Annotated in this window: 21 protein-coding genes and 1 riboswitch; of the genes, 16 read left to right on the top strand and 5 right to left on the bottom strand. The window is 37.2% G+C overall.

Annotated features, from left to right (window positions below; all coding sequences use genetic code 11):
• Positions 1 to 16: 16 nt before the first annotated feature.
• Positions 17 to 1,165, bottom strand: a complete 1,149-nt coding sequence (locus KHA96_RS15040; protein ID WP_213130629.1) for a cation:proton antiporter — start codon at positions 1,163 to 1,165, stop codon at positions 17 to 19.
• A 232-nt stretch (positions 1,166 to 1,397) separates the two neighbouring features.
• Between KHA96_RS15040 and KHA96_RS15035 the strand changes: the two genes are divergently transcribed.
• Both KHA96_RS15035 and KHA96_RS23265 read left to right on the top strand, forming a co-directional pair.
• On the top strand, positions 1,398 to 1,547 hold the full coding sequence (locus KHA96_RS15035) for a hypothetical protein (protein ID WP_213130145.1): 150 nt from the start codon (positions 1,398 to 1,400) through the stop codon (positions 1,545 to 1,547).
• Positions 1,548 to 1,557: 10 nt separating this feature from the next.
• Positions 1,558 to 1,692, top strand: coding sequence for a hypothetical protein (locus tag KHA96_RS23265; RefSeq protein ID WP_283248464.1), 135 nt, complete (start codon positions 1,558 to 1,560; stop codon positions 1,690 to 1,692).
• Between the two features lie 253 nt (positions 1,693 to 1,945).
• Here the strand turns inward: KHA96_RS23265 and pcp are convergent, their stop codons facing one another.
• Positions 1,946 to 2,593 (bottom strand): pyroglutamyl-peptidase I, encoded by a 648-nt coding sequence (gene pcp, locus KHA96_RS15030; RefSeq protein WP_213130144.1) that lies wholly within the window; start codon positions 2,591 to 2,593, stop codon positions 1,946 to 1,948.
• Positions 2,594 to 2,677: 84 nt separating this feature from the next.
• Here pcp and KHA96_RS15025 point away from each other — a divergent pair, with 84 nt between their 5' ends.
• The 3 genes from KHA96_RS15025 to KHA96_RS15015 all read left to right on the top strand — a co-directional run bounded on the left by KHA96_RS15025 (position 2,678) and on the right by KHA96_RS15015 (position 4,954).
• A complete protein-coding gene (locus tag KHA96_RS15025; RefSeq protein WP_213130143.1) occupies positions 2,678 to 2,899 on the top strand; it encodes a gamma-type small acid-soluble spore protein in 222 nt (73 codons plus the stop codon).
• 391 nt (positions 2,900 to 3,290) lie between these two features.
• A riboswitch (SAM riboswitch) is annotated at positions 3,291 to 3,396 on the top strand.
• A gap of 64 nt (positions 3,397 to 3,460) precedes the next feature.
• A complete protein-coding gene (locus KHA96_RS15020) occupies positions 3,461 to 3,652 on the top strand; it encodes a hypothetical protein (protein ID WP_213130142.1) in 192 nt (63 codons plus the stop codon).
• 225 nt (positions 3,653 to 3,877) lie between these two features.
• A complete protein-coding gene (locus tag KHA96_RS15015) occupies positions 3,878 to 4,954 on the top strand; it encodes an NAD(P)H-dependent flavin oxidoreductase (protein ID WP_213130141.1) in 1,077 nt (358 codons plus the stop codon).
• Between the two features lie 117 nt (positions 4,955 to 5,071).
• Here the strand turns inward: KHA96_RS15015 and KHA96_RS15010 are convergent, their stop codons facing one another.
• Positions 5,072 to 5,626, bottom strand: a complete 555-nt coding sequence (locus KHA96_RS15010; RefSeq protein WP_213130140.1) for a GNAT family N-acetyltransferase — start codon at positions 5,624 to 5,626, stop codon at positions 5,072 to 5,074.
• 208 nt (positions 5,627 to 5,834) lie between these two features.
• Entirely contained in the window at positions 5,835 to 6,026 is a 192-nt protein-coding gene (locus tag KHA96_RS15005; RefSeq protein ID WP_213130139.1) for a hypothetical protein, read from the bottom strand.
• A 125-nt stretch (positions 6,027 to 6,151) separates the two neighbouring features.
• On the opposite strand from KHA96_RS15005, the gene KHA96_RS15000 reads away from it, so the two are divergent.
• Positions 6,152 to 7,087, top strand: coding sequence for a prenyltransferase/squalene oxidase repeat-containing protein (locus KHA96_RS15000; RefSeq protein ID WP_213130138.1), 936 nt, complete (start codon positions 6,152 to 6,154; stop codon positions 7,085 to 7,087).
• A gap of 387 nt (positions 7,088 to 7,474) precedes the next feature.
• Positions 7,475 to 8,338, top strand: a complete 864-nt coding sequence (locus KHA96_RS14995; RefSeq protein ID WP_213130137.1) for a gamma-glutamylcyclotransferase family protein — start codon at positions 7,475 to 7,477, stop codon at positions 8,336 to 8,338.
• A gap of 91 nt (positions 8,339 to 8,429) precedes the next feature.
• Here the strand turns inward: KHA96_RS14995 and KHA96_RS14990 are convergent, their stop codons facing one another.
• A complete protein-coding gene (locus tag KHA96_RS14990) occupies positions 8,430 to 8,951 on the bottom strand; it encodes a GNAT family N-acetyltransferase (protein WP_213130136.1) in 522 nt (173 codons plus the stop codon).
• A gap of 125 nt (positions 8,952 to 9,076) precedes the next feature.
• On the opposite strand from KHA96_RS14990, the gene KHA96_RS14985 reads away from it, so the two are divergent.
• The 9 genes from KHA96_RS14985 to KHA96_RS14945 all read left to right on the top strand — a co-directional run bounded on the left by KHA96_RS14985 (position 9,077) and on the right by KHA96_RS14945 (position 15,387).
• The gene (locus KHA96_RS14985) at positions 9,077 to 9,307 is read left to right on the top strand and encodes a hypothetical protein (RefSeq protein ID WP_213130135.1); all 231 of its coding nucleotides are present in this window, start codon (positions 9,077 to 9,079) and stop codon (positions 9,305 to 9,307) included.
• A gap of 223 nt (positions 9,308 to 9,530) precedes the next feature.
• Positions 9,531 to 9,764: a hypothetical protein gene (locus tag KHA96_RS14980; protein ID WP_213130134.1), complete on the top strand. Its 234-nt coding sequence runs from the start codon at positions 9,531 to 9,533 to the stop codon at positions 9,762 to 9,764.
• A 327-nt stretch (positions 9,765 to 10,091) separates the two neighbouring features.
• Complete coding sequence (locus KHA96_RS14975; RefSeq protein WP_213130133.1) at positions 10,092 to 10,310, top strand: DUF1659 domain-containing protein; 219 nt, start codon at positions 10,092 to 10,094, stop codon at positions 10,308 to 10,310.
• A 34-nt stretch (positions 10,311 to 10,344) separates the two neighbouring features.
• Positions 10,345 to 10,569, top strand: a complete 225-nt coding sequence (locus KHA96_RS14970; protein WP_213130132.1) for a DUF2922 domain-containing protein — start codon at positions 10,345 to 10,347, stop codon at positions 10,567 to 10,569.
• A 74-nt stretch (positions 10,570 to 10,643) separates the two neighbouring features.
• Positions 10,644 to 10,790: a YvrJ family protein gene (locus KHA96_RS14965; RefSeq protein ID WP_213130131.1), complete on the top strand. Its 147-nt coding sequence runs from the start codon at positions 10,644 to 10,646 to the stop codon at positions 10,788 to 10,790.
• Between the two features lie 310 nt (positions 10,791 to 11,100).
• Positions 11,101 to 12,399, top strand: a complete 1,299-nt coding sequence (locus KHA96_RS14960; protein ID WP_213130130.1) for a phytoene desaturase family protein — start codon at positions 11,101 to 11,103, stop codon at positions 12,397 to 12,399.
• Between the two features lie 5 nt (positions 12,400 to 12,404).
• A complete protein-coding gene (locus KHA96_RS14955) occupies positions 12,405 to 13,268 on the top strand; it encodes an RNA polymerase sigma-70 factor (RefSeq protein WP_213130129.1) in 864 nt (287 codons plus the stop codon).
• 48 nt (positions 13,269 to 13,316) lie between these two features.
• On the top strand, positions 13,317 to 14,504 hold the full coding sequence (locus tag KHA96_RS14950) for a DHH family phosphoesterase (RefSeq protein ID WP_213130128.1): 1,188 nt from the start codon (positions 13,317 to 13,319) through the stop codon (positions 14,502 to 14,504).
• A gap of 154 nt (positions 14,505 to 14,658) precedes the next feature.
• The gene (locus tag KHA96_RS14945) at positions 14,659 to 15,387 is read left to right on the top strand and encodes a sigma-70 family RNA polymerase sigma factor (protein ID WP_213130127.1); all 729 of its coding nucleotides are present in this window, start codon (positions 14,659 to 14,661) and stop codon (positions 15,385 to 15,387) included.
• The last annotated feature ends 21 nt before the right edge of the window (positions 15,388 to 15,408 follow it).

Genomic DNA, 15,408 nt, shown 5'->3' with positions numbered 1-15,408 from the left:
CTTTACTAATGAATATTTACTCTTCCTTAAGTCTAACATCATTACTCTTAAAAATCACTTTCATCATTGGAGGAGTTACGATTGTTGTTATTAAAATGACAACAACGAGAACAGCAAACATTTCCTCTGTCAACAACATGGATTCAAGGCCAATTGCCGCCAAAATTAAGGCGACCTCACCACGTGAAATCATCGCAGAACCGATTCCGAGCGAGCTCCTCCAGCCAAATCCTGACAGCTTTGCACCGACCGCAGCACCTACTAGTTTTGTCACAATCGCTAAAATACTCAGAGCAACAATTAGTCCTAAGTTTTGAGCGATGCCATTAAATTGCGCCATAACACCAATAGATGTGAAAAAGACAGGCACAAAAATCGAGTAACTAATGGTCTCTACTTTCTCAAAAATCTCATGCTTAAAACGTGTAACACTTATCGCTACTCCTGCGATATACGCTCCAATAATAGCTGCGACACCAGTATATTCCGCAAAATAGGCGAAAACAAAACAGATGATGAGGGCAGAGGAAATCACTGTTTCGGTAACCTTCAGTTTTGTAAATTTATTCAAGAACCAAGGGACGACTTTCCATCCTACGAGAATGGCACCTGTAAAGAAAAGTACTTTTTTCAAAATGACCATTGATAAATTTACATCACCGCCAGCAAAACTCATTAGAAAGGCGAGCGCTATAATGACAACTACATCATCGATTACAGCCGCACCTAAAATGGTTGTACCTTCACGGCTTTTTAATTTATTCATCTCCTTAAGTGCTTGCACCGAAATGCTAACACTTGTTGCTGATAGTAGGAGACCTAAAAATATTGCTTCGAATATAGAAAGACCTAAAACGATCCCTGCTGCATATCCAAGTACAAGAGGTGCGATAATACCGCCGAAACCTACAAACGTAGCGGCTTTACCCGTCCTTTTAAATTCATCAATATCTGTTTCTAGGCCAGCGATAAACATAAGCAGAATAACACCAATTTGGCTGAGTGCCTGTAATGTATCTGTATTATTAACCAAACCTAATACAGAAGGACCTAACACAATTCCAATAAGGAGCTTTCCCAAAACAGCGGGTTGTCCAAGTCTTACACTGATGCTCCCAGCTATTTTAGAAGCCGCCAAAATAATGGCTAGTTGAAGTATTAAAATCACTAATTTTCCACCTTTCGAATTTTTAAATACAAAAAGAGCCCGTCAACCAAAGGACATAGATATCCCTTGGTGACAGACTCCTCCAAGAACATTTTGTATTTTATTAAAAATAGCATAGCATACTTTTGAGGCGATGTGGTATTTTTTTATGTGGAAATTTGTATTTGAGGTGAAGGCGCAATGAATCTGCCTTCAGATTTTCTTATGAAAATGAAGAATCATTTAAAAGATGAATTCTCCTGAAGAAGACGAAGGAGTCATTAGACTGTTTATAAAGGAACGTCCAAAGTTTAAAATTAAAGTGTTGTGGTTTATGAAGGATTCGATTTCGGAAAATGTCCTTGTTATAGCCATTATATTGAATTTTTACGAATACTGACGGAGATGAAGTGGAATGTAGAAAAAAATCAAATGCAATCAGTTCTTACTTACTTAGAATGCCGTTGGCAACAGAAATTGCAAGATACTTAGTTGATGTGGACGGTTTCTCCATCGGCTGGGGAAGTTGGCAGGAAATGTACTGAAAAATCATGATCTAAAAGAATTGCGGTGTGTAGGGAAATATGCTTTTGGGTTTTGAATTAATCATAGAGCCCACATACTAAGGAAAAGTGATGATTTTTTCAAATGGTTTTTTTAAGAGCCAATGGTCATAGAAAAGCGAATGTTTGTTCGATTGAAACATTTAAGCTGCCCGTGATCTTGTTTATTCGAAATAATGATTCAATGAGCATAAAAAAAGAGGGTTCTTCGCAATATGAAGAACCTCATCTGTTTCTAGTGTGTCGTCCCACCAATTTCACGAATATCCTCTTTTTCATTCGCCGCCACCACGGCAGCTATTCTAATTCCATTCACAATTTCGTCTAAGCTTAAACTTGGAGCATTCGTTTTAGTTGTTTGTTCTGGTATGAACGGAATATGGATAAATCCACCTCGAATATGTGGTGCATTTTTTTCTATATAATGCATGGTTCCATAAAAAAGATGATTGCATACGAATGTTCCTGCTGAATTAGAAACTGATGCGGGAATGGCGGCTTTTTTCATTTCATGAACCATAAGCTTTACTGGTAATGTCGTCCAATATGCGACGGGGCCATCCTCGTAAATAGGTTCATCGATGGGCTGGTTGCCTTGATTATCAGGTATCCGTGCATCATCGATATTAATGGCGACTCGCTCAGGAGTCACTTGAGTTCGACCACCAGCCTGTCCGATACAAATAATGACATCTGGTTTGTACAGTTCGATTGCATTTATGACGACTTTGATGGATTCGTGAAAAATAGTTGGAACTTCCTGTGCCACGATTTCAATATCATCCATGACCATACCATCTAATTGTTTAACTGCTTCAAGGGCAGGATTTACTTTTTCACCACCAAAAGGATCAAAACCCGTGATTAACACTTTTTTCCCCAATGTTTGCACCTCCAAAAACGTATAGACTAAATTTTATTATATGGGAGAAAATATCCTCAAACAACACAGAGGGGCTGTCTTTTAATGAAGGAAAACAACAAAACCGTGCATCAAGATACTTTTACTGTTTCAGGAACAAACATTGATGCGATAAAAAGGGCGAATGAACGATCTGGGCTATCCTATAATGAAGTAAAAGAATTACTGGCGAAAACAACTGGAGGACACGGGACGTGGATCTATAGTGACACTAATATTGAAGAGGTAAAAAGGAAGAATCAGGAATCAATGCAAAAGGAAGAATGAATAGTAACGATGTAAATCTTTATTTTATGAAATCTTAATATAATGATTTTACTTTTTAAGGTTTAGTTAAAACCAGAGGAATGACAACGTGAAATATAATGAATTGGCTTGTTTATGAAGGCCTCGGTCGATGAATGTGCCGGACCAGGAAGCGGCGCTGTATCTTCAAGGCCACATCAAAATGAATCGAATCTTCCAGTTAACGATGCGGTTCGAAATATGCATTCATTCTTCAATTCACTAAGCAACTACTGATAAGAAGGCAGAGTAAAAGATGTTGCAGGAATATGTGAATTTTTATCAGCCTTTATTAAAGGTATAGAAATAGTAAAAAGAGTATATATAAATATTGAAAAAAATGTAAAATCAGCATAAAATAAAAATAATTAAATAGTTATCTAGAGTGGCTAAGAGATCTGGCTCGTGGACGCCACAGCAACCTGCTTGAAAAAGTAAGGTGCTAATACCAGCAAAGCAATGGCTTTGGATGATAAAACGGAGTTTAGAACCCTTTTGTATCCACTGCAAAAGGGTTTATTCAATTCCGGGAGGAGGACAGTAATGGGATCTAACAACAGTGAAAATGTAAAAAGGTTGTCACAAAAGGAAAGAGAAAAGCCAAAAATTACAGAGGTGATTAAAGCAATGTCTCCAGAAGAATTAGAATCGTTTAAGAAGGAGCGTTACCAGAAATTTATAAAACCATTCCTGGATCAAAATGGGGTTAAAGCAATAAAGAAAAATAAGACATAGATAGGATAGAATAAAGCATGTTCTTCAAACCGCCCATAATTTAGGCTTTTAAATTATGGGTCGCTTTTATTTATATGGATGATGAAAAAAGGATATAAGGTCATTTCTGGCGTAGTTATATATAAAAACAGCAATTCAATGTGGAGAATGTACATAATTTTTGCTTGGGAAATTCTTTGGTGATGTTGTGGAGCCACTTAGTTGCTCGCATTAAAGGAGGTAAACATGTTTAATAATGATGTTACGGAACTTTTGCATATTGATTACCCAATCATCCAAGCTCCTATGGCCGGTGGAATATCAACACCAAAATTAGTGTCTTCCGTTTCCAATCATGGAGGGCTTGGAATGATTGGGGCAGGGTATTTGAATCCCGCTCAAACACGTGAACAGATTAGGGAAGTAAAGGCATGGACATCCAGCCATTTTGGAATCAATTTATTTGTCCCAACTACCTTTCAACTTTCAGAAGATAAAATTCAAAGGGCTAATAATGCATTACAGCCCATTCGTAAAAAGTTAAAAGTTGAAGCTGATCATACTGCTGCTATTACGTATGAGAGTCTAATAGAAATATTCAATGAACAAGTTGATGTCGTTATCGATGAAAAAGTCCCGGTGTGTTCTTTTACATTTGGATTACCAAGTAAAGAAATTATTGATAGGCTAAAACAACATAACATTATCGTTATCGGAACTGCGACAACTGTTAAGGAAGCAATTGAAAATGAAAAAGCAGGGATGGACATAGTAGTTGTTCAGGGAAGTGAGGCTGGCGGACACCGGGGAACATTCATGAATGAAGAGAAGGAAAGCTTAGTCGGCTTAATGTCCCTCATTCCGCAAGTCGTTGATAATATTAGGCTTCCTGTCATTGCTGCAGGAGGCATTATGGACGGCAGAGGATTGATGGCCGCATTCTGCTTAGGTACTAAAGGAGTACAAATGGGGACCGCATTTTTAACTTGTGTGGAAAGTGGAGCTCATGAAATTCATAAAGAAGCGATTCTTAGCTCTACTGAAGAACAAACTGTACTGACTCGTGCATTCTCCGGTAAATGGGCGAGAGGTATTAATAATAAATTTACCGAGGATATGCAAGAACATGAAGCATCTTTTCCGGATTTTCCAATACAAAATACATTAACCCGAGATATTAGAAAAGCTGCTTCAACACAAAATAATCGAGAATACATGTCATTATGGTCTGGTCAAAGTCCAAGACTCGCCAAAAATCAAACAGTGGAACAATTGATGACACAATTAATAAATGAAGCTTTCAGAGTTAAGAATAACTTCTAGTTTATGTTCTGACAAATTTCATAAAGACCTTGAAGCGTCTAACACAATCAAGAATGGAATACGAATGCTTATACCCCAGTAGAGTTTTAAATATGGGGATTGCTTATGCAGTCCCTATTATATTTCTTTTACTAAATAATGGTATATATGATGATTAATAACAATTGCTTTTTTATAGGAGAATCCTAGCCGTTCATACAGTAGACGGGCTTTATGATTCGATTCTTCTACATTTAATGAAACGGTCGTACAGCCTTGTTCTTTCACGTATGTAAGGAGTGATTGGATTAATTCTGTTCCATATCCTTGCCCGCCAAACTTTGGATTCACACTTAATGTATCTATATAGAAATCCGCGTCATCAGCCTCTTGGTCGAAGAATGGTTTCTCGTTTGTTTTTGCTTTCACATGGGTGCGGATAGGCTCATCAAGTTCATGCGCATCCTTTCCATGATAGGCGACAATAATGCCAACAGGAACATCGTCAACCGTTTTAACTAAGCAATTTTGATAACTTAATCGATTTTTCTCCTGGCAAAAATAGTTGCCTAACTGCTCAAGGACCTTCTCCTTTTCATATTCTGCAGTCAATGCATCAGCTATATCATGAATTGCATCATAAATGAGGAGAGCCGCCTCTTGAAAGTCTTGTTTTTGCGCTTGTCTAATCATGGTGTTTGCCCCCCTGATTCTACTTTATCTTTTACTCATACTGTAACAAATTTCTATAATGACTTTGAGTCCAATTGATGACAGCTTACTTTTCAGTCTATTAATGTGAAAAAAATGATCTAGAGGTTGCTATAGAGGGTTAAGTAGTAATATTTCGTAGTTTTCGTTCATGATGTACATTTTTTCTTGCTAGGAAATCCACTGTCTCTTAAGTCTCTTGTAAATCAATGCGAAAAACGTCTAGCTTTTTTCCAAATCGATCAAATCGATCTTCAAATTTAACTTTCGCTTTATCCATACGGGCATTAAGTCCGTCTTCCATACTCTTCAATTTTTCATCCATATGTAGTGAATAAAGGTTTAACGTATTTAAAATTTCTTGACTTCCCGGTTTTTCCACTTTTTCACCACCTTTTGCGGTAGTGATAGTATATCACAAAGCCTGTACGTAAAGTTCAGAAGCTCAAAGGATTTCCAATACTTTTACTGGAATATTATACATAATAAAACGAAAGGTTGAGATCAATGAATTATACATTTCAAAAAGCAAGTGCTTGGATAAAACGGAATGCACGACCTCTAGAAGCGGCAAGATGGGAATATTTATTTGAAGGTGGTTCACGAGACAATGTTGTTCGTTATTTAGCTGCTTATCAAAATGAAGATGGTGGGTTTGGTCACGGGATTGAACCTGATTTTTGGCTCCCGTCTTCTTCTCCGATGGCAACATGGACAGCTTGTCAAATCTTAATGGAAATAGGCGCAAATGAAAATGAAGAAATAGTTGAAAAGCTGCTTAAGTATTTAATAAATACTGCTAATATTGAAACGGGTATGTGGCCATCGGCATTACCGGAAAATAACGAATATCCCCATGCTCCATGGTGGCATTGGAGTGAAGGGGTACAAGACAATTGGATGTTTAATCCGGGTGTTGAATTGGCGGCGTTTCTCATCCACTGGTCTAACGATCATCATGAAGCTGCACGGATTGGATGGTCTTCGATAGAAAAAGCGGTAAATCGCTTAATGAATGCGGAAGAAATGGACAGGCATGAAATCAATAATTATCAACAGTTTTTAAGAATTATCCAGTGTCATAAGGAGATATTTCATAAGAAGCTAGACTATGAATTGGATGAAGTTGCGGATAAGATTATGATACTTGCAGAAAAATGCATTGATCGTAATATTAATGAGTGGTCGGCGGGCTATAAGGTTCTTCCATTAGATATTATTGATAGCCCAGAATATCCTCTTTACGCGGAATATAGTGGGTTAGTGGAGCAAAATTTGAAGTTTTTTATGGACGAGCTTTCGGATGAAGGGATTTGGGACATCCCATGGAATTGGGGAAGTTATCCCGAAGACTTTCCGCTCGCAAAAAGATATTGGCAGGGGATACTTACTATAAATAGATATAAAATATTAAAGGCCTTTGACTATGTGAAATTGGGATAATCGACGACAAATGATTATCAAAGTTAAGAAAGACGAACTTGTTAGCAGCTGCTGTATATAGAAGTGGGAAACAAGAAGCATTCGATCTTCGGCATATTGATGATAATAGAACAAATATTGATATTATGATCTAGTTGAGCTCACGAAAGAAGGTAAAGAAGAAAGTGAATTAGTATGGTCCCGAAATGTCGATAGTTATTCCTTTTGGGAATTGATGCGGATTTCGTGATTGATAGACGGGGAAAGCATGATAATGTAACATAATGCAGGGGAATAATCTCATTTTAATGCGACCTAGCTTTTGGAAAATAATTAATAAAATAAGAACTTCATCAAGTGTAAGAAGCATTCAGCAAAGAGAAATGATTAGGGTCAGAGGGGATTGTAATGGGGAATCTAGTATTTGTTTACGGTACACTTAGAAGGCATGAAAGAAACCACCATTTGTTGAATGGGGCTACCAGTATCGCAGAACAGGCGTGGACAAACGGGATCTTATTTAATACGAACAGAGGATATCCAACCTTAAAAAATACTAACGATATAGATGTTGTTTATGGTGAATTGTATGAAGTCAGTGAAAGCCAATTAGCTAGATTAGATGAATTGGAAGGCTATATTGGAGAAGGGCGTAATAACTTTTATAATAGAGTTGTGAAAACCATTTTTACCGATAAGGAAATCTATCATGCATATGCATACGTCATGACCGAACAACATGCCCAAATACTTCGTGGAAGGGTTGAGCATGGCGACTGGAAAGTGCAGCATGTTATCAAACAAAATAGCTTTCTTTATTATGCTTATGGAAGCTGTATGGATGTTGAACGATTCAAACTAGCCGGAGTAGATCATCATTTTCAAAATGTAATCGGCTGCGGTGTTTTGGATGGATATACTCTCGGCTTCACAGTACACCTTCCTGATGGTGGGCGGGCTGATATTATTGAAATGGGCGGCGCCGTTGAAGGAAAAGCATACGAGGTTACTCCCGATATCATTCCTTATCTTTTCGGAAGGGAAGGAGTTGGCAGTCTTCTTTACCGCCCTGCTATTATAGACATTGAAATCAATGGAATGGTGAAAGAAGCATTAACCTTTATTGTCGTACAAAAGGAAGAAGAATTGGCACCACCTGATCATTATTCTGAGGAAATTTTCCGCGGGGGTGAAGGTACCTTAAGTGAAGAGTATTTGAAAAAAATAAAAGAAAAAGTAAAAAGTGTAAAAGGTAAAGAAATGATTGTTTAACCTTATTTTTTATAAGCCAAAACTAATGGAATCAAACAGATATCCATTTTGTTTTGGCTTTTTGCTGTTATTTGCTAAATGATCCTGCACTTTAGGAAGAATCAATAAATATACTCATCAAAACATCATCTACATATTCATTCGAGCCCAATTTAATATGACTTTTCAGCCTGCCTTCCTCTATAAATCCAAGCCTTTTGTATAAATGAATGGCCCTTTCGTTATTTGAAAAAACCTCAAGGGATATCTTTTCCACTCTTTGATTTGCTTGAGCCCATGCCAATAGCTTTTTTATTAAAGAAGCCCCGATGCCTTTATTTGTAAACTTCTCTTGAATGCTTATTTCAAAAATCCCTTGATGACATAATCTTTTCCAAGGCGATAAACGAAAACTAAGCAAGCCAATGATACTTCTGTTAACTTCTGCAACTAATAATAGTCCTTGTGTATGATGTGAATTTATCCATTCTTTTTCTTCATCAAGGGTAGAAGTAAATTCATTCAACGTAATTCCTGTTACATTTGGATTTTCACTTATGACCTTTTTTGTATGCTTAAGAATTTGTAAAACGTCGCCCTCAGTTGCTTTGCGAATTAAATAATGATTACTCAATTCGGAATCCTCCCAAAATCTTTCATTATATTGCCTTGCACCTGCATGATATTCAATTCAGTGGAATAATCCTTTTTATAACGATTAACATTTCATCATTAATTATTGAAAGGAGATATATCCGTATGGATGAGGTAACCAACATTCAATTAAATGATATGAAAATACGGTCAATTGATCGAAAATCCTACGTTTCCATGGGCAGTTCGATTCAGCTTGGTAACCATGTCTTCAACCATCGTAGTGAGGGATTCGGTGAACAAAGTGGTGACGGCACTTTAAAAGATCATACAGTTTCAGTTGTAGATGATTCAGATTTAATTGACTTCTTTATTACGAAGATGACGAAGTTATAAGACTCCAGAAAAAAAGAGAAGTTTCATCCTAAACTAACAAGCTTGCCCGGCTTCTGAGCAGAAATAACTTTGTAAAAATACAAAAAAATGGTTTGTTTAACTATATGTATTAACAAGGTGATCCAATCATTACACTGATTGATCGCAAAGTGTTTCTTATGTTTCCCCCACATAAATAACAGCGCTTTGTAATATATTCACTAAAAGAGGGAGGGAGGATAAAATGGTATTTGGACCCGTTATTATAAACATATTGGGATTTAAAGTAAATGCTATGGACCGGAACGCCTCACTAAACTTTGCAGCTTCTCCGCGTATTGATACCTTTTTGACGAATAAACAAAACTATGGTTTTGGTGAAGAAAATGGGGACTTTGTCATCAATAATGTACCGCTTAATCTTGTCAATGACATGGATGTCAATGATACTAATTCACAGAAGACAAGTATTGTATAAACTGGCTCCGCCTACAAATGATGAAAAGGCGTATTTTTAAATTGGCAATAATCAAAATAGAATTTTCCCTAACCTGTGTAGATTTTCTATACAGGTTTTTACTCTGTGAGGTGAATCTTACAATTGTAATGTAAAAAGGAATTAATGCTACAAACAGTAAGAAACTATGTAATGTCAATTGTTTAAACGGCACGTCCACAATACGTGGACAAAAAGAAAATAAAAAAGAAAACTACTATATGTCATGGTAAATTTTTTAATTTTTTCTGCAGGGTGTCCTTTTTTGCTCTTGTCTCCTATATAGAAGGTGAAAGGGAGGTGAGGCAATTGGCACAGGGGGTTTTAAAGTCAAGCAGTTTAAAAATTGTTTTTGACTATGGGATGGACGAAAACAACAAACCAATCTTCAAAACAAAGACATTCAATCGCATTCGACTAAATTCAACTGCAGATGAGCTATACAACACGGCTATCGCAATTGGTTCTGTATCAAAAGAATCAATTTGGGCGATTGAAAGGAATGATCGTCACGAGATTGGTCAGTAAAAACCGCAATGGGTAGAAAGAGAGGTGAAAAAGAATGAAGGTACTAGAACTAAACTTTTTATCAGAGGAAGGAAAAACTTCGAAATTGACTATTGATCAGCCTATCGAGCCGGTTGATCCTGCACAAGTGAAAGCAGCAATGGAAAGCATCATCGCTTCCAACGTTTTCCTCGATTCGGACGGCAACCCATTTTTCAAGGTGAAGTCAGCACGACTCGTCGAAAGAAACGTTGAGGAAATTGACATAGATCTTGAATAAGAAAAATAGGCTGACTCCAGTCCGGGTCAGCCTATTTTGTCTAGATTGTGAGAATGAAAGGAGTTGATCCTCAAATGGAACAGATTCTCCCCTTCATCAGTGAGGTTGGTTTTCCGGCACTCGTTACCTTTTACTTGCTGTACCGGATCGAAACAAAACTGGAAGCCGTCCTTCAATCCCTGCAAAGCTTGCCGGAGCGAATGCAGAAAATGAGGGAGTGAGTGGTGGAGGAAAAAACAGCCTGCTAAGGTAGCGGGCTGTTTATACTGTGAAGTAGTCAATAGAATAAAATCATTATTTAAGAAATCACAAGACATTCATGTCCTTGACGTCGTTGCAACATACTATCTTTTCACTATGAAGTACTAATGAAATATAAAAGCAAAAGAGGATAGGCTAGTGAAACTGAATAATACGATTTATAAAATGATCTTCATTGACATTTCACGATTTTTATAAAAAGTTTTTTTATGTCACAAAATCCCCTCTTCATTCGTTTTGATTACAGAACAATGTAGGAGGGATTTTTTTATGTATAAATATGATGTTGCTATCGTCGGTGGAGGCTTAGCAGGATTGACAGCTGCGAACTATTTGGCAAGAGAAGGGAAAAAGGTTGTTGTTTTGGAAAAATCGAATCGTTTTGGTGGAAGGGCGATCACAAATAATAAAAACGGGATCCTGATGAACTTGGGGCCGCATGCTTTGTATCTTTCTGGGGATGCCACAGACATTTTGACTGAACTTGGAATATCCCTTTCGGGAGGAAATGCTTCAAAAAACGTACGCATTCATGGCATTTTGAACAATTCCGTTCAAGTCATTCCGACTGATTTTTCATCGATTATGTCCTCGACACTTTTATCATGGAAAGCTAAATTTGTTTTCGGCAAATTAATGTTAAAGATGACGAAGTTAAAAATTGATTCGATTCCTGAAGTAAGCCTCGCGGATTGGGCAGATTCGGAAATATCTGATCCGATGGTTAGGCATATATTTTATGCGATTTGTCGTTTGACTTCATATACGAGTGCTCCAACTTTACAGCTTGCAAAGCCGGTCTTGAAGCAAGTGAAGCGCTCTTTGAACGCTGGAGTTTTGTATGTTGATGGAGGGTGGGAAACGATTGTTCAAAAACTTAAGAAGCAGGCAGTAAGGTTCGGAGCTGAGATTTTAACGAATAGAAATGTAACGAATATCGAGCATCATGGGCAATATCAAATCATACAATGCTCAGATGGGACGGTCTTGAATGTTCCTGACTGTATTGTAGCAGCCCCTCCAAAAGAAGCTATGAACATGATAAATGGCGCAGAATTTACTTCATTGCGTATATGGAATGAACAGGCAATTCCGGTTACTGCTTGTTGTTTAGATATTGGGATAAAAAAGCTGCCAAACCTACAACATCAATTTGTGTTAGGACTAGATCAAGCTTTGTTTTTTACGAACCAATCAAGGGCTGCAAAGCTAAGTGAAGATGGGACATTCGTTGTAAGTTTAGCAAAATATCATAATCCAATGGAAGAAATGAATGTAAAAAAAGATAAGCAACAATTAGAATCAGTGATGGATTTGCTTCATCCCGGTTGGAGAGAAGAAGTAGTGGCCCAACAGTTTTTACCAAAATTAGCGGTATCACATGATTTTCCACATATAAACCGAAATGAAAACCCAGGTCCAAGCATACCGGAGATGAATGGAATTTTCATAGCAGGAGATTGGGCGGGGCATGAAGAAGTATTAGCTGATGCTGCGGTTGCAAGTGGAAAGCGAGCAGCTGAGGAAATTTTAAAAATGAATGAAATGATTTTTGCAAAGGAAGGATAATCGTTTTGGAAACTGAACAGTTGTATGAGACGTATAAGCCTTTGTTATTTTCGATCGCTTACCGAATGATGGGAAGTGTTTCTGATGCGGAGGATTTAGTACAAGAAGCGTTCCTAACTTATAACAGTATAAGCAGAGAAAAGGGCATTGAAAACAAGAAAGCATATTTATGTAAGATTGTGATGAATAGATCTATAGATAAATTGCGTTCCGCCGCTAGTAAGCGCGAGGTTTATGTCGGAGAATGGCTGCCGGAACCAATCGTCGATGAAGAGGGTGACCCGTCTCATTCTTATTTAATGAAGGAATCCATTTCAACTGCATATCTTTTGCTTTTGCAGCAGTTATCAGAAAACGAGCGGGCTGTTTTCCTTTTGCGGGAGGTCTTTCAGTATAGTTATGAAGAAATTTCAGCTATTATTGAAAAAACATCTGCCAATTGCAGGCAGATGTTTCACAGAGCAAAAAAAAGTATGGAAAATCGCCCGAAAGCTTCTACTTTGGATTTCCAAACAATGAGAGATAGTGTAGAACAATTCACGATGGCGCTTCAAAAAGGGAATATTCATAAAATGCTAGAGTTATTGAAGAACGATTCTGTATTTATTTCTGATGGAGGCGGTAAAGTAAAAGCAGCGTTAAATCCTATCTTTACATCAGAGCGAATTGTCTTTTTGTTTACAAGTATTATGAAAAAGCTTCCTGAAAACTCGAGAATGGAATTCAAGGTTGTAAATGGATATCCAGGCGTTGTCGTATTGGTAAATGAGTATGTTGCTTATGTGGTTTCACTTGAGTTTCTAGATGATAAAATATCCCGGATTTATATGATTGCCAATCCGGATAAGCTGGCACACTTGCAAAAGTAAAATAATTTTCACCTTTTTAACCATACTATTTTCTGAGGTGAAAATAATATGTATAAGCTGTTGTCCCATAATGACTTGGATGGTGTTGGATGCGGTATTTTAGCGAAGTTAGCTTTTGGCAAAAATGCGAAGGTTCGCTACAATTCCGTATCGGGTCTCGACCGCGAAGTTGAGTGGTTTTTTGAGCATGAAAACAGAAGTACATTTTTGTTCATTACTGATTTGTCTGTAAATGCAGAAAATGAAAAAAGATTAAATGAATTTTATCAAGCTGATGGAAAGGTACAGCTGCTTGATCATCATAAAACTTCGGTGCACTTCAATGATTATGAGTGGGGGCATGTCGTAGTTGAAGACGCAAACGGAAAATTAACTTCGGCAACATCTTTATTTTATGAGTATCTCGTAAATCACCAATTAATAGAACGATCCAATGCAGTCGAAGAATTTGTAGAGCTTGTCAGGCAGTATGATACGTGGGAATGGGAAAAAAATGAAAACCATCAAGCTCATCGGCTCAATGCCCTATTTTTCTTAGTTTCAATCGAGGAATTTGAAGAAAAAATGATTGATCGTCTTAAAACTGGCACACATTTCAATTTTAGCGAATTCGAAGAGAAACTCTTAGAAATGGAAGAAAATAAAATTGAACGCTATATTGGCCGGAAAAAGCGCGAGGTTGTGCAAAATAAAGTGGATGGTCTTTATGCCGGAGTTGTGTATGCGGAATTATATCATTCCGAACTTGGAAATGAATTAGGAAAAGAATATCCGCATCTTGATTATATCGTTATTTTAAATATGGGTGGAAAGCGGGTTGGGTTTCGAACAATCCATGATCATATTGATGTTTCAGAAGTGGCTGGCAAATTTGGTGGAGGCGGGCATGCCAAAGCATCTGGCTGTTCCTTAGTGGAGGAAGCTTACAAAAAATTTGTATTGGAAACATTCCATCTTGAGCCTTTACGGGAAGATGTAAAACGTAATCGCTATAATGTAAAGCGTTCAATGTTTGGTACTTTTTATAAAAATCGGACAGAGGAAATATTTCTAATTTATCCTTTAAACGAATGTGATTGGGCTATTGATCATTATAAAACAAAAATGGATCTGACTTTTTCCAGTTTTGACGAAGCGGAAACCTTTTTAAAAAGAAATTATGGAGTATGGCTTGTTAGAGATGATACATTTGTAAATTACTTGATGGACGAAGTAAATAGTATGAGGAATGATTAAGGTTATAGGTTTTTGGGATGTTATTGTTGTTTTATTTAAGGGAAAATTCACATCAGTAAAGATGTATGGGTAAGAAAAAATTTTTAACCCCGTATCTTTTTATCCACCTTCGTTCGTTTAAAAGGTAGAGAGGTGTGAAAAGGAGTGGAAAGGAATGTACACCAGGCTTAGGGATTATAAAAGAGATAATGTTCATACGGAAGACAGGATTGAACAGCTATACCCCGGATTAGAAAAATATTGTTATTTTCTTTCTCAAAATAAATGGGACGGGGACGATATTGCCCAAGAATCGATCATAAAAGCAATGATGAAGTACGGACATACACAACACGAAATCACACCTGCCTTATTAAAAAAAATTGCCTATCATTGCTGGGTTGATATGCTCAGGAAAAGAAAGCATGAAAAGCTTGAATCAAATAACGAGTTCATTGAAGCTGAATTATCAAGCAATACGGCACGAATTGAAAACAGTATTGATATCATTCAGCAAATAAGAAAACGGCTCACTCCAAAACAAGCTGTCATCTTTTTGTTAAAAGAAGCGTTTCAATACAAAGCGAAGGAAATTGCTGAGTTATTAAATACGACTGAGATGGCGGTTAAGTCGGTTGTTTCTCGAACAAAAAGAAGATTAGAAAAAGGTAATAAAAGTGAAGGCAATTTATCCGTTGAACCGTTTTGGTGTGAGGAGGAGCAAGAACTATTATCTGATTTATTTTATCAAGCATTACATGCTCAAGATCCAAATGAATTGATAAAAGCAATCCCGTCTATCCATTCACTAGAAAGTGAAGCTGTTATTCCGAAGCTGGCAGTTCGTACAAAACATCCACATTCTACACGCTCTCCTTCAAGCCATTTCTGTATGGCTGCATAGTGAAAACGAATTGGAGGAGTA

This window comes from Bacillus sp. FJAT-49711 (assembly GCF_018343715.1).
In the GTDB taxonomy this organism is placed as follows: domain Bacteria; phylum Bacillota; class Bacilli; order Bacillales; family Bacillaceae_C; genus Lederbergia.
This window is presented reverse-complemented; position numbering and strand designations above follow the sequence as displayed.

What these genes read in the sequence shown, in the direction of transcription:
- KHA96_RS15015 (WP_213130141.1), top strand. Translation starts at nt 3,878, where the DNA reads ATGTTTAATAATGATGTTACGGAACTTTTGCATATTGATTACCCAATC.
- KHA96_RS15035 (WP_213130145.1), top strand. Translation starts at nt 1,398, where the DNA reads ATGAATTCTCCTGAAGAAGACGAAGGAGTCATTAGACTGTTTATAAAG.
- KHA96_RS14970 (WP_213130132.1), top strand. Translation starts at nt 10,345, where the DNA reads ATGAAGGTACTAGAACTAAACTTTTTATCAGAGGAAGGAAAAACTTCG.
- KHA96_RS14980 (WP_213130134.1), top strand. Translation starts at nt 9,531, where the DNA reads ATGGTATTTGGACCCGTTATTATAAACATATTGGGATTTAAAGTAAAT.
- KHA96_RS14995 (WP_213130137.1), top strand. Translation starts at nt 7,475, where the DNA reads ATGGGGAATCTAGTATTTGTTTACGGTACACTTAGAAGGCATGAAAGA.
- KHA96_RS14950 (WP_213130128.1), top strand. Translation starts at nt 13,317, where the DNA reads ATGTATAAGCTGTTGTCCCATAATGACTTGGATGGTGTTGGATGCGGT.
- KHA96_RS14965 (WP_213130131.1), top strand. Translation starts at nt 10,644, where the DNA reads ATGGAACAGATTCTCCCCTTCATCAGTGAGGTTGGTTTTCCGGCACTC.
- KHA96_RS15010 (WP_213130140.1), bottom strand. Translation starts at nt 5,626, where the DNA reads ATGATTAGACAAGCGCAAAAACAAGACTTTCAAGAGGCGGCTCTCCTC.
- KHA96_RS15020 (WP_213130142.1), top strand. Translation starts at nt 3,461, where the DNA reads ATGGGATCTAACAACAGTGAAAATGTAAAAAGGTTGTCACAAAAGGAA.
- KHA96_RS14945 (WP_213130127.1), top strand. Translation starts at nt 14,659, where the DNA reads ATGTACACCAGGCTTAGGGATTATAAAAGAGATAATGTTCATACGGAA.
- KHA96_RS14985 (WP_213130135.1), top strand. Translation starts at nt 9,077, where the DNA reads ATGGATGAGGTAACCAACATTCAATTAAATGATATGAAAATACGGTCA.
- KHA96_RS14960 (WP_213130130.1), top strand. Translation starts at nt 11,101, where the DNA reads ATGTATAAATATGATGTTGCTATCGTCGGTGGAGGCTTAGCAGGATTG.
- KHA96_RS15025 (WP_213130143.1), top strand. Translation starts at nt 2,678, where the DNA reads ATGAAGGAAAACAACAAAACCGTGCATCAAGATACTTTTACTGTTTCA.
- KHA96_RS15000 (WP_213130138.1), top strand. Translation starts at nt 6,152, where the DNA reads ATGAATTATACATTTCAAAAAGCAAGTGCTTGGATAAAACGGAATGCA.